The organism is Enterobacter cloacae complex sp. 2024EL-00227 (assembly GCF_043945315.1).
Taxonomy (GTDB): domain Bacteria; phylum Pseudomonadota; class Gammaproteobacteria; order Enterobacterales; family Enterobacteriaceae; genus Enterobacter; species Enterobacter roggenkampii.
Map to the genome: position 1 here is coordinate 65,111 of NZ_JBIMQP010000001.1, position 11,857 is coordinate 76,967.

General features: G+C 55.8%; 12 protein-coding genes. 7 read left to right on the forward strand and 5 right to left on the reverse strand.

Going from position 1 to position 11,857, the window contains the following annotated elements; translation table 11 throughout:
• Window positions 1-78 precede the first annotated feature (78 nt).
• The 6 genes from ACHH0Z_RS00280 to pdxK all read left to right on the forward strand — a co-directional run bounded on the left by ACHH0Z_RS00280 (window position 79) and on the right by pdxK (window position 5,756).
• Window positions 79-1,092, forward strand: coding sequence for a sulfate ABC transporter substrate-binding protein (locus ACHH0Z_RS00280; RefSeq protein WP_045406108.1), 1,014 nt, complete (start codon window positions 79-81; stop codon window positions 1,090-1,092).
• Entirely contained in the window at window positions 1,092-1,925 is an 834-nt protein-coding gene (gene cysT, locus ACHH0Z_RS00285; protein WP_045351592.1) for a sulfate/thiosulfate ABC transporter permease CysT, read from the forward strand. Before ACHH0Z_RS00280 ends, cysT begins: the two co-directional genes overlap by 1 nt.
• Window positions 1,925-2,800, forward strand: coding sequence for a sulfate/thiosulfate ABC transporter permease CysW (gene cysW, locus ACHH0Z_RS00290; RefSeq protein WP_008501608.1), 876 nt, complete (start codon window positions 1,925-1,927; stop codon window positions 2,798-2,800). Before cysT ends, cysW begins: the two co-directional genes overlap by 1 nt.
• Entirely contained in the window at window positions 2,790-3,884 is a 1,095-nt protein-coding gene (cysA, locus tag ACHH0Z_RS00295) for a sulfate/thiosulfate ABC transporter ATP-binding protein CysA (protein WP_008501607.1), read from the forward strand. Before cysW ends, cysA begins: the two co-directional genes overlap by 11 nt.
• Before the next feature lie 118 nt (window positions 3,885-4,002).
• Window positions 4,003-4,914, forward strand: coding sequence for a cysteine synthase CysM (gene cysM, locus ACHH0Z_RS00300; RefSeq protein ID WP_032675291.1), 912 nt, complete (start codon window positions 4,003-4,005; stop codon window positions 4,912-4,914).
• Between the two features lie 5 nt (window positions 4,915-4,919).
• Window positions 4,920-5,756 (forward strand): pyridoxine/pyridoxal/pyridoxamine kinase, encoded by an 837-nt coding sequence (gene pdxK / locus ACHH0Z_RS00305; RefSeq protein WP_008501605.1) that lies wholly within the window; start codon window positions 4,920-4,922, stop codon window positions 5,754-5,756.
• A gap of 44 nt (window positions 5,757-5,800) precedes the next feature.
• Here the strand turns inward: pdxK and crr are convergent, their stop codons facing one another.
• The 5 genes from crr to cysZ form a co-directional block, all read right to left on the reverse strand.
• The gene (gene crr, locus ACHH0Z_RS00310) at window positions 5,801-6,310 is read right to left on the reverse strand and encodes a PTS glucose transporter subunit IIA (RefSeq protein ID WP_003861316.1); all 510 of its coding nucleotides are present in this window, start codon (window positions 6,308-6,310) and stop codon (window positions 5,801-5,803) included.
• Window positions 6,311-6,350: 40 nt separating this feature from the next.
• Complete coding sequence (gene ptsI, locus ACHH0Z_RS00315; RefSeq protein ID WP_008501604.1) at window positions 6,351-8,078, reverse strand: phosphoenolpyruvate-protein phosphotransferase PtsI; 1,728 nt, start codon at window positions 8,076-8,078, stop codon at window positions 6,351-6,353.
• 44 nt (window positions 8,079-8,122) lie between these two features.
• Complete coding sequence (gene ptsH, locus ACHH0Z_RS00320) at window positions 8,123-8,380, reverse strand: phosphocarrier protein Hpr (protein ID WP_000487600.1); 258 nt, start codon at window positions 8,378-8,380, stop codon at window positions 8,123-8,125.
• Window positions 8,381-8,697: 317 nt separating this feature from the next.
• Window positions 8,698-9,669 (reverse strand): cysteine synthase A, encoded by a 972-nt coding sequence (gene cysK / locus ACHH0Z_RS00325; protein WP_008501603.1) that lies wholly within the window; start codon window positions 9,667-9,669, stop codon window positions 8,698-8,700.
• A 163-nt stretch (window positions 9,670-9,832) separates the two neighbouring features.
• Window positions 9,833-10,594, reverse strand: coding sequence for a sulfate transporter CysZ (cysZ, locus tag ACHH0Z_RS00330; protein ID WP_008501602.1), 762 nt, complete (start codon window positions 10,592-10,594; stop codon window positions 9,833-9,835).
• 230 nt (window positions 10,595-10,824) lie between these two features.
• Between cysZ and zipA the strand changes: the two genes are divergently transcribed.
• Window positions 10,825-11,808 (forward strand): cell division protein ZipA, encoded by a 984-nt coding sequence (zipA, locus tag ACHH0Z_RS00335; RefSeq protein WP_395149483.1) that lies wholly within the window; start codon window positions 10,825-10,827, stop codon window positions 11,806-11,808.
• The last annotated feature ends 49 nt before the right edge of the window (window positions 11,809-11,857 follow it).

The window sequence follows — 11,857 nt, forward strand, 5'->3', positions numbered from 1 at the left end:
TATAAAACCGTTACTGCTTTCATCACCGTTATAAATATTATGACTATAAGATAGTCATCACATTTATAAGGGTGCGCAATGGCCGTTACTGTACTGAAAAAAGGAACTCTGGCGCTGGCAGGTTTACTGCTGGTGTCACAGGCGCAGGCGACTGAACTGTTGAACAGTTCGTATGACGTCTCCCGCGAGCTGTTTGCCGCCCTTAATCCCCCGTTCGAACAGCAGTGGGCGAAAGACAATAACGGCGACAGGCTGACCATCAAGCAGTCCCACGCCGGGTCGTCCAAGCAGGCGCTGGCCATCCTCCAGGGCCTGAAAGCGGACGTCGTGACCTACAACCAGGTGACTGACGTGCAGATCCTGCACGACAAAGGCAAGCTGATCCCGGCGGACTGGCAGAGCCGTCTGCCGAACAACAGCTCGCCGTTCTACTCCACCATGGGTTTCCTGGTGCGTAAGGGCAATCCGAAGAATATCCACGACTGGAGCGATCTGGTGCGTTCCGACGTGAAGCTGATCTTCCCGAACCCAAAAACCTCCGGTAACGCGCGTTACACCTATTTAGCGGCATGGGGCGCGGCAGACAAGGCTGACGGTAACGATAAAGCCAAAACCGAGCAGTTCATGACCCAGTTCCTGAAAAACGTCGAAGTGTTTGATACCGGCGGCCGCGGGGCGACCACGACCTTCGCAGAGCGCGGCCTGGGCGATGTGCTGATCAGCTTTGAGTCGGAAGTGAACAACATCCGCAAGCAGTATGAAGCGCAGGGCTTTGAGGTGGTTATCCCGAAAACCAACATTCTGGCCGAGTTCCCGGTCGCATGGGTGGATAAAAACGTGCAGGCGAATGGTACCGAAAAAGCGGCAAAAGCCTATCTCAACTACCTGTACAGCCCTCAGGCGCAGACCATCATTACCGATTACTACTACCGCGTAAACAACCCGGACGTGATGAACAAGCTGAAAGATAAGTTCCCGCAGACCGCGCTGTTCCGCGTGGAAGACCATTTCGGCTCCTGGCCAGACGTGATGAAAACGCATTTTGCCAGCGGCGGTGAGTTAGACAAACTGCTGGCGGCGGGGCATAAGTAATGTTTGCAGTCTCGACCAAACGCGTGCTGCCGGGCTTTACCTTAAGCCTCGGGACCAGCCTGCTGTTCGTCTGCCTGATTCTGCTGTTGCCGCTCAGCGCGCTGGTGATGCAGCTTGCGCAGATGAGCTGGGCGCAGTACTGGGACGTGATCACCAACCCGCAGGTGGTGGCGGCCTATAAGGTGACGCTGCTGTCGGCGTTTGTCGCCTCCATTTTTAACGGCGTGTTCGGCCTGCTGATGGCGTGGATCCTGACCCGCTATCGCTTCCCGGGCCGCACGCTGCTTGACGCCCTGATGGATCTGCCGTTTGCGCTGCCGACGGCGGTCGCGGGCTTAACCCTCGCGTCGCTCTTCTCCGTGAACGGGCTGTACGGCGAGTGGCTGGCGAAATTTGACATCAAGGTGACCTACACCTGGCTTGGTATCGCGGTGGCGATGGCCTTTACCAGCATCCCGTTTGTGGTGCGTACCGTGCAGCCGGTGCTGGAAGAGTTAGGTCCGGAATACGAAGAAGCGGCGGAAACGCTGGGCGCCACGCGCTGGCAGAGCTTCCGCAAAGTGGTGCTGCCGGAGCTGTCTCCGGCGCTGATGGCGGGGATCGCGCTGTCGTTTACCCGCAGCCTCGGCGAGTTCGGCGCGGTGATTTTTATCGCCGGGAACATCGCCTGGAAAACGGAAGTGACCTCGCTGATGATTTTCATTCGCCTGCAGGAGTTTGATTATCCGGCGGCGAGCGCGATCGCTTCGGTGATCCTCGCGGCATCGCTGCTGCTGCTGTACTCGATTAACACTCTGCAAAGTCGCTTTGGTCGACGTGTGGTAGGTCACTGATGGCGGAAGTTACGCAATTGAAGCGATACGATGCGCCCCGCATCAACTGGGGTAAATGGTTTCTGATTGGGGCGGGCGTGCTGGTTTCCGCCCTCATTCTCGTCGTGCCGACGATTTATATCTTCGTTCAGGCGTTCAGCAAGGGCCTGATGCCCGCGCTGGAAAACCTGGCGAACCCGGACATGCTGCACGCCATCTGGCTGACCGTGCTGATTGCCCTGATTACCGTTCCGGTGAACCTGGTGTTCGGTACCCTGCTGGCGTGGCTGGTGACGCGCTTTAACTTCCCGGGACGTCAGCTGCTGCTGACCCTGCTGGATATTCCGTTTGCCGTGTCGCCGGTGGTGGCGGGCCTGGTGTATCTGCTCTTCTACGGCTCTAACGGACCGCTGGGCGGCTGGCTGGATGCGCATAACCTGCAGATCATGTTCGCCTGGCCGGGCATGGTGCTGGTCACCATCTTCGTGACCTGCCCGTTTGTGGTGCGCGAGCTGGTGCCGGTGATGTTAAGCCAGGGGAGCAACGAAGACGAAGCGGCGGTGCTGCTGGGTGCGTCGGGCTGGCAGATGTTCCGCCGCGTGACGCTGCCGAACATCCGCTGGGCGCTGCTTTATGGCGTGGTGCTGACCAACGCCCGCGCGATTGGTGAATTCGGTGCCGTTTCCGTCGTCTCTGGCTCCATTCGGGGTGAAACCCTGTCGCTGCCGCTGCAGATTGAACTCCTGCAGCAGGACTACAACACCATCGGCGCCTTTACTGCCGCAGCGTTGCTGACGCTGATGGCGATTTTGACCCTGTTTTTGAAGAGTGTGGTGCAGTGGCGTTTAGAAAATCAGGAAAAACGTCAGCATCAGGAGGGAAATCATGAGCATTGAGATTGCCAATATTAAGAAGTCTTTTGGTCGCACCCAGGTGCTGAATGATATCTCGCTGGATATCCCTTCCGGACAAATGGTGGCGCTGCTGGGGCCGTCTGGCTCGGGCAAAACCACGCTGCTGCGTATTATCGCCGGGCTTGAGCACCAGACCAGCGGGCACATCCGCTTCCACGGCACCGACGTGAGCCGCCTGCACGCCCGCGATCGTAAGGTGGGCTTTGTGTTCCAGCACTACGCGCTGTTCCGCCACATGACCGTGTTTGACAACATCGCCTTTGGCCTGACCGTGCTGCCGCGTCGTGAGCGTCCGGATGCGGCGACCATTAAGGCGAAGGTCACTAAACTGCTTGAGATGGTGCAGCTGGCCCATCTGGCGGACCGTTTCCCGGCCCAGCTGTCCGGCGGGCAGAAACAGCGCGTTGCGCTGGCGCGCGCGCTGGCCGTTGAGCCGCAAATTCTGCTGCTGGACGAACCCTTCGGCGCGCTGGATGCACAGGTGCGTAAAGAGCTGCGCCGCTGGCTGCGTCAGCTGCATGAAGAGCTGAAATTCACCAGCGTCTTCGTGACCCACGACCAGGAAGAGGCGATGGAAGTTGCGGATCGCGTGGTGGTGATGAGCCAGGGCAACATTGAGCAGGTTGACGAGCCGGAGCAGCTCTGGCGTGAACCGGCGACCCGCTTCGTGCTGGAGTTTATGGGCGAGGTGAACCGTCTGCAGGGCACTATTCGCGGTGGGCAGTTCCACGTCGGCGCGCACCGCTGGCCGCTGGGCTATACCTCCGCCCACCAGGGTCCGGTCGATCTGTTCCTGCGTCCGTGGGAAGTGGATGTGAGCCGTCGAACCAGCCTGGATTCACCGCTGCCGGTACAGGTGCTGGAAGCGAGCCCTAAAGGGCATTACACCCAACTGGTGGTTCAGCCGCTGGGCTGGTACACCGAGCCGCTGACCGTGGTCATGCGCGACGACGTCCCGCCGCATCGGGGAGAGCGCCTGTTTGTCGGTCTTCAGCATGCCCGTATTTATCACGGCAAGGAACGCATCGAGACGCGCGAGGATATTGCTCTGGCGGAGTCAGCCTGATAGGTTATTAGGATGTTTATCGCCCGGTGGCGCTGCGCTGACCGGGCCTACAGCTAAAACTGCGTCTTGTAGGCCGGGATCGCTGCGCGCAACCCGGCTTTTTTATTGAGTAAAAATCGTGAAAACACTCGAACACACCATCGGCAATACCCCTCTGGTCAAACTTCAGCGCATGGGGCCGGATAACGGCAGCGAAATCTGGGTCAAACTCGAAGGCAATAACCCGGCGGGGTCGGTGAAAGACCGTGCCGCACTGTCGATGATCGTCCAGGCCGAAAAGCGCGGCGAGATTAAGCCGGGCGACGTGCTGATTGAAGCCACCAGCGGCAACACCGGTATCGCCCTGGCCATGATTGCGGCGCTGAAAGGCTACCGCATGAAGCTGCTGATGCCGGATAACATGAGCCAGGAGCGCCGCGCCGCGATGCGTGCCTACGGAGCCGAGCTGATTCTGGTGACCAAAGAGCAGGGGATGGAAGGCGCGCGCGACCTGGCGTTAGAAATGGCCGAGCGCGGCGAAGGTAAACTGCTCGATCAGTTTAACAACCCGGACAACCCTTACGCGCACTACACCACCACCGGCCCGGAAATCTGGCAGCAAACCGACGGGCGCATTACCCATTTTGTCTCCAGCATGGGCACCACGGGCACCATTACCGGCGTATCCCGTTTTCTGCGCGAGCAGGCGAAAACCGTCACCATCGTTGGCCTGCAGCCGGAAGAGGGGAGCAGCATTCCGGGCATTCGCCGCTGGCCAGCGGAGTATATGCCCGGCATTTTTAATGCGCAGCTTGTGGACCAGGTGCTGGATCTTCACCAGCGCGAGGCGGAAAATACCATGCGTGAGCTGGCCGTGCGCGAAGGTATCTTCTGCGGCGTCAGCTCGGGCGGCGCGGTAGCGGGTGCGATTCGGGTGGCGCAGGCAAACCCGGGGGCGGTAGTGGTGGCGATTATTTGCGATCGCGGCGATCGCTATCTGTCTACCGGCGTCTTTGGTGAAGAGAGTTATTCGCAGGGGGCGGGGATTTAAGCGTCATGGAGATGATTCTATTCCGGGATAATACCCGGGCGCAGCAAACCGATATTGTCGCCGTGCAGTCGCAGGTGGTGTACGGCAGCGTGGGGAACAGCATTGCGGTACCGAATATTCGTACCCACAGGCTGAACGTTACCGCCGTGCCGACGGTACTGTTCAGCAACACGCCGCACTATGACACCTTCTACGGCGGCGTGATCCCCGACGAGTGGTTCAGCGGCTACCTGAAGGCGCTGGAAGAGCGCGAGATCCTGCGCGAGCTTAAGGCGGTCACCACCGGCTATATGGGCAGTGCCAGCCAGATCGTCCTACTGGCGCAGTGGTTGAAGGCGGTCAAAGCGCAGCATCCTGACCTGCTGGTGCTGGTCGATCCGGTTATCGGCGATATCGACAGCGGGATGTACGTGAAGCCTGAGATCCCCGAAGCGTATCGGGAGCACCTGCTGCCGCTGGCGCAGGGGATCACGCCCAATGTCTACGAGCTGGAAGTGTTAAGCGGCAAGCCGTGCCGCACGCCGGAAAGCGCCATCGCGGCGGCGCAAGGACTGCTCTCAGACAGCCTGAAATGGGTGGCGATCACCAGTGCGCCGGTTGCCGACGATCCGCAAAACATCCACGTGGTGCTGGTCTCACGCGAGGGCGTCACCGTCAGCGCGCATCCGCGCGTAGAGACCGATCTGAAGGGAACGGGCGATCTGTTCTGTTCAGAGCTGGTGAGCGGCATTGTTGAGGGGAAAACCGTTGCCGATGCCATTCGCATGGCCGGCGATCGGGTGACTGACGTCATGCTGTATACCCAGTCGAAAGGCTACGACGAGCTTATCCTCCCGGCATAAACAAAAATGGCGCCCGAAGGCGCCATTTTTCTGTGCGGCAAGAATTACTTCTTGATGCGGATAACCGGGGTTTCACCCACGGTGACGCTGCCAGACAGTTTGATCAGTTCTTTGATTTCGTCCATGTTGGAGATAACAACCGGCGTCAGGGTAGACTTGGCTTTTTCTTCCAGCAGTGGCAGATCGAATTCAATCACCGGGTCGCCAACTTTCACACGCTGGCCTTCTTCCGCGATACGTTTGAAGCCTTCGCCTTTCAGTTCAACGGTGTCGATACCGAAGTGAACGAACAGTTCGATACCGCTATCAGATTCGATAGAGAACGCATGGTTGGTTTCAAAAATTTTACCGATGGTGCCGTCAACTGGAGCAACCATTTTGTTGCCAGTTGGTTTGATAGCAATGCCATCACCAACGATTTTCTCAGCAAACACTACATCCGGCACGTCTTCGATGTTGACGATCTCGCCGGAGAGCGGAGCAACAATCTCAATAGTTCCGGAGTCTTTCTTATCATCAGAAACCAGAGATTTCAGTTTATCGAACAAACCCATGATCTTCTCCTAAGCAGTAATTTGGGCCGCATCTCGTGGATTAGCAGATTGTTTTTTCTTCAATGAACTTGTTAACCAGCGTCATTAACTCGTCCGTTGTCGGTTGAGCAAGAGCCTGCTCTGCTAACACCTTCGCATCTTCGAAGTTCGTGTTACGGATAATCTTCTTAATGCGCGGGATGGAAATGGCGCTCATAGAGAATTCGTCCAGACCCATACCCAGCAACAGAAGTGTAGCACGTTCGTCGCCTGCAAGCTCACCACACATGCCAGTCCATTTACCTTCTGCATGAGAAGCATCAATAACTTGCTTGATCAAGTTCAGTACGGACGGTGACATTGGCTGGTAGAGATGTGAAATCATATCATTACCACGGTCAACTGCCAGGGTGTACTGCGTTAAATCATTGGTGCCGATACTAAAGAAATCAACTTCTTTGGCTAAATGACGCGCAATGGTCGCCGCCGCAGGTGTTTCCACCATCACGCCGATCTCGATTGACTCGTCAAATGCTTTACCTTCGTCGCGCAGTTCCTGCTTGTAGATTTCGATCTCTTTCTTCAGTGCACGCACTTCTTCAACAGAGATGATCATTGGGAACATGATGCGCAGCTTACCGAACGCAGAGGCACGCAGGATTGCGCGAACCTGGTCACGCAGGATCTCTTTACGATCCATCGCAATACGCACGGCACGCCAGCCCAGGAACGGGTTCTCTTCTTTCGGGAAGTTCATGTACGGCAGCTCTTTGTCGCCACCGATGTCCATGGTACGGACGATAACCGCCTGAGAGCCACAGGCTTCAGCAACGGCTTTATACGCAGCAAACTGCTCTTCTTCCGTTGGCAGCGCGTCGCGGTCCATGAACAGGAATTCTGTACGATAGAGACCAACACCTTCCGCACCGTTGCGCTCAGCGCCATCAACGTCGCGGACGGTACCGATGTTTGCGCACACTTCAACCTGATGGCCGTCCAGGGTGATGGCTGGCAGGTCTTTCAGCTTAGCGAGTTCCGCTTTTTCAGTCGCAACCTGCTCCTGAACCGCGCGCAGTTTTTCGATCTCTTCGTTAGTTGGGTTGACGTAAACCAGATTGTTTACGGCATCCAGAATCAGATAATCGCCGTTTTTCACCTGAGAGGTGACGCTACCGGTACCCACGATGGCAGGCAGTTCCAGAGAACGCGCCATGATAGAGGTGTGGGAGGTACGGCCGCCCGCATCGGTGATGAAACCGAGGACCTTTTTCAGGTTCAGCTGTGCGGTTTCAGACGGGGTGAGGTCAGCGGCAACCAGGATCACTTCATCCTGAATGGCGCTCAGGTCGATAATGGCCAGACCCAGGATGTTGCGCAGCAGGCGCTTACCGATGTCACGTACGTCAGCCGCACGCTCTTTCAGGTATTCATCATCCAGTTCTTCCAGGGCAGTTGCCTGACCTTCGATAACTTCATGCGCAGCCGCGTCGGCCGTCATGCCTTTATCTTTAATCAGGGCTATGATTTCCTGCTCCAGCTCCTCATCTTCGAGCAGCATGATGTGCCCTTCGAAGATGGCTTCTTTTTCTTCACCGAAAGTTTCGCCAGCTTTAGTTTTGATTGCTTCCAGTTGCGCAGATGCCTTGGCACGACCGCTCAGAAAACGTTCAACTTCCTGATCAACCTTGTCGGCAGAAATTTTTTTCCGGTCGATGACGATCTCGTCTTCTTTCAGCAGCAGTGCTTTGCCGAAAGCGATACCCGGGGATGCTAAAATGCCTGAAATCATAACCCTACCTTACTTGTGACTGATATTTAAAAGAACCCGGAAACTTACTCGAGCTCAGCCATCAGTTTTACCAGATGCTCAACTGCTTTCTGCTCGTCTTCACCTTCCGCAGAGATGGTGACTACGGTGCCCTGAGTCAGGCCCAGAGTCTGCAGTTTGAACAGGCTTTTTGCGCTGGCGCTTTTGCCGTTGGAAGTCACAGTGATTTCAGAAGTGAAGCCTTTCGCTTCTTTAACAAACTGAGCAGCAGGGCGGGTGTGCAGACCGTTCGGAGCGGTAATGGTAACTTCTTGCTGGAACATTGTATTTCCCCAACTTATAGGTTTAGTGTTGTGGAACTAAAGTCTAGCCTGGCGACTGAACTTTAGCCTGTATTGTTAGCGCTGACGTTTCGATCGTCATTAAACATTATGCAGCGAAAGCAAGACTTGAACCAAATCATAAAATCGATTCAGCAAGGCTATTTCGTTCGCTGATTAATTTCACGCATCAAAATAATTGCTGGTTTAAATACCAGACCCAACGGGGTGAAGCAATGCCAGGAGGGGCAAAAGTTTGAAGCAGGCCACAAAAAAGCACCTGAAAAGGTGCTTTTTTACGCGTTATTAACATAGTGGCACTACTGTTGCAGCTCTTTTTCAGTGAACAGATCGGCAAACAGTGCGGTGCTCAAGTAACGCTCACCCGAGGAAGGAAGGATAACCACAATATTCTTATTGGTAAAGGCCTCATCTTCCTGAAGTTTAAGCGCTGCCGCAACGGCCGCACCGGAAGATATACCTGCCAGAATGCCTTCTTCATCCATCAGGCGACGCGCGGTAGAGATGGCTTCTTCGTTCGTGATAGTGACTACTTTATCAATCAGCTTCAGATCCAGGTTGCCCGGAATGAAGCCTGCGCCAATCCCCTGAATTTTGTGCGGGCCGGGTTTGAGCTCTTCCCCCGCCAGGGCCTGGGTGATAACCGGTGAATCAGTCGGCTCAACGGCAACGGTGATCAGCTCTTTTTTACCTTTGGTGCCTTTAATATAGCGTGACACGCCGGTAAGCGTGCCGCCGGTACCTACGCCGGAGATAAAGACGTCAACCTGGCCGTCGGTATCTTCCCAGATTTCCGGGCCGGTAGTCTTCTCGTGAATTTCCGGGTTAGCCGGGTTGCTGAACTGCTGCAGCAGCAGGTATTTCGCCGGATCGCTGGCCACAATCTCTTCGGCTTTCTGAATGGCACCCTTCATGCCCTTCGCGCCTTCGGTCAGCACCAGGTTCGCGCCCAGCGCTTTAAGCAGCTTACGACGCTCGATGCTCATGGTTTCAGGCATGGTCAGCGTCAGCTTGTAGCCGCGCGCGGCAGCAACATAGGCCAGAGCGATCCCGGTATTGCCGCTGGTCGGTTCCACCAGCTCAACGCCCGGCTTCAGTACGCCACGTTTTTCAGCATCCCAAATCATGTTTGCACCGATACGGCATTTTACGCTGAAGCTCGGGTTACGTGATTCGACCTTCGCCAGAATGCGTCCATTACCGATACGGTTCAGTCGAACCAGGGGCGTATGACCGATAGTCAGCGAGTTGTCTTCATAAATCTTACTCATGGCCTGTCCTTAACTGTATGAAATTGGGATACCGACCCAGCATACCTGCTAAGCAGGTAGGGGGAAGTAAGGAATTCGCATATCTATATACTGCAAGGAAATAATGGGGATCAGTATGGAATAAGGGGCGGCATAAGCCACCCCTGCTTTACACATTTTTGCATTATTTCCATAACGCGTGCTTAGCACGGTAGCAGTCGACCCACATGGCGGTCGCGCCGCAAACGGCAACCGGCATGATGAACAGATTCAGGAACGGAATCATGGTGAACAGGCTGGTCAGCGCGCCAAACTGCATATTGGCGATCTTCTGGCTGCGCAGGGCAGTGCGCATCTCTTTAAACGGCACCTTGTGGTTATCGAACGGATAGTCGCAGTACTGGATGGCCAGCATCCAGGCGCTGAACAGGAACCACAGCACCGGTGCCACCGTCTGGCCAATGCCGGGCACAAAATAGAGGATAAGCAGCACAACCGCGCGGGGCAGGTACCAGGCAAACTTCTGCCATTCACGCTTCATAATGCGAGGGAGGTCTTTCATGATCCCCAGGATGCCCGTGTCCGGCGGTGTTGCGCCGGTAAGGCGCGCTTCCAGCTGTTCCGCCAGCAAACCGTTAAACGGCGCGGCTATCCAGTTGGCAATCGTCGAGAAGAAGTAGCCAAATACCAGCAAAACGGAGATCACCGCCACCGGCCAGAGCAGGTAGTTAAGCCACTGCAGCCAGTCCGGCACGTAGCTCATCAGCGATGGGATCCAGCTTTCCAGTTTTGTGAACAGCCACCAGAACGCGCCGCCCATCAGAATAATGTTGATCAACAGCGGCAGAATGACGAAGCGTCGAATACCCGGCAGAGAGACCAGTTTCCAGCCCTGAGAAAAATACCAGACGCCGCTGCGCGGGGGAGAAGAAGATGTTGAAACCATAGCCAGGCTGTACTCCTTTTTACACAACCAGTGGAATTGCCCGCCTATATTATCCACTTACGGACCAATGACCAGTTCGGAAATGTTCGAAAAACCAGCAAAAAGCACGATTTCCTTCATCTTTATGCTGTGAATGCTCTGCACACACTTGCACTTGACGTAAACGGCAAATACTCTTAGTGAGTAAATGTTTGCCGTGGTGGCAAGGTGTTAGAACAACAGAGAATATAATGATGCAGGATTTGCGTCTGATATTAATCATTGTTGGCGCGATCGCCATAATCGCTTTACTGGTACATGGTTTCTGGACCAGCCGTAAAGAGCGTTCCTCGATGTTTCGCGATCGCCCACTGAAGCGCATGAAGTCCAGTCGTGACGACGATGACAGTGAAGATGACATCGATGGAAGCGACGATGACGGCGTGGGTGAAGTTCGTGTTCATCGGGTCAATACTGCGCCCGGCGTAGGCCATGGGGAGCATGAAGCACCTCGTCCTTCGCAGCACCAGTATCAACCGCCGTATGCTTCTGCACAGCCGCGCCAGCCAGCGCCACAGCCTGTGGAAGAACCGGTGCGCCAGCCGCCGCAACAGCCTGTCTATCAGCAGCCTGCGGCGCCACAGCCGGTTCAACAACAACCCGTGCAGCAGCCTGTGCAACAGCAGCCTGCGCAACCGGTACATCAACCGCAGCAGCCTGTTCATGTTCAACCTGCGCCGCAGCCCGCTCCGGCCCCGCACGTTGAGCCTGAGCCCGTTGTAGAGCCAGAGCCGGTTGTTGAAAAACCGCAGCGTAAAGAAGCGGTGATCATCATGAACGTGGCCGCCCATCACGGCAGCCATCTGAACGGTGACGTACTGCTGAACAGTATTCAACAGGCCGGCTTCAAGTTTGGTGATATGAATATCTTCCATCGTCACCTGAGCCCGGACGGTAGCGACCCGGCGCTATTTAGCCTGGCCAATATGGTTAACCCTGGCACATTCGACCCAGAAATGACGGGCGATTTCGTGACGCCGGGTGTCACTATCTTTATGCAGGTGCCGTCCTACGGCGACGAACTGCAGAACTTTAAGCTGATGCTGCAATCCGCTCAGCACATCGCTGACGAAGTGGGTGGTGTGGTGCTCGACGATCAGCGTCGCATGATGACCCCGCAGAAGCTGCGTGAGTATCAGGACCGCATCCGCGAAGTTAAGGAAGCCAACGCGTAACCGACGCGTTATCTTCAACTCCTCCTCAACCCCCGCATGTCGGGGGTTT

Excerpts from the sequence above, each read along its gene's own strand:
- crr (WP_003861316.1), bottom strand. The coding sequence starts at position 6,310 with ATGGGTTTGTTCGATAAACTGAAATCTCTGGTTTCTGATGATAAGAAA.
- cysT (WP_045351592.1), top strand. The coding sequence starts at position 1,092 with ATGTTTGCAGTCTCGACCAAACGCGTGCTGCCGGGCTTTACCTTAAGC.
- cysW (WP_008501608.1), top strand. The coding sequence starts at position 1,925 with ATGGCGGAAGTTACGCAATTGAAGCGATACGATGCGCCCCGCATCAAC.
- cysZ (WP_008501602.1), bottom strand. The coding sequence starts at position 10,594 with ATGGTTTCAACATCTTCTTCTCCCCCGCGCAGCGGCGTCTGGTATTTT.
- cysK (WP_008501603.1), bottom strand. The coding sequence starts at position 9,669 with ATGAGTAAGATTTATGAAGACAACTCGCTGACTATCGGTCATACGCCC.
- zipA (WP_395149483.1), top strand. The coding sequence starts at position 10,825 with ATGATGCAGGATTTGCGTCTGATATTAATCATTGTTGGCGCGATCGCC.
- ptsI (WP_008501604.1), bottom strand. The coding sequence starts at position 8,078 with ATGATTTCAGGCATTTTAGCATCCCCGGGTATCGCTTTCGGCAAAGCA.
- pdxK (WP_008501605.1), top strand. The coding sequence starts at position 4,920 with ATGGAGATGATTCTATTCCGGGATAATACCCGGGCGCAGCAAACCGAT.
- ACHH0Z_RS00280 (WP_045406108.1), top strand. The coding sequence starts at position 79 with ATGGCCGTTACTGTACTGAAAAAAGGAACTCTGGCGCTGGCAGGTTTA.
- ptsH (WP_000487600.1), bottom strand. The coding sequence starts at position 8,380 with ATGTTCCAGCAAGAAGTTACCATTACCGCTCCGAACGGTCTGCACACC.
- cysA (WP_008501607.1), top strand. The coding sequence starts at position 2,790 with ATGAGCATTGAGATTGCCAATATTAAGAAGTCTTTTGGTCGCACCCAG.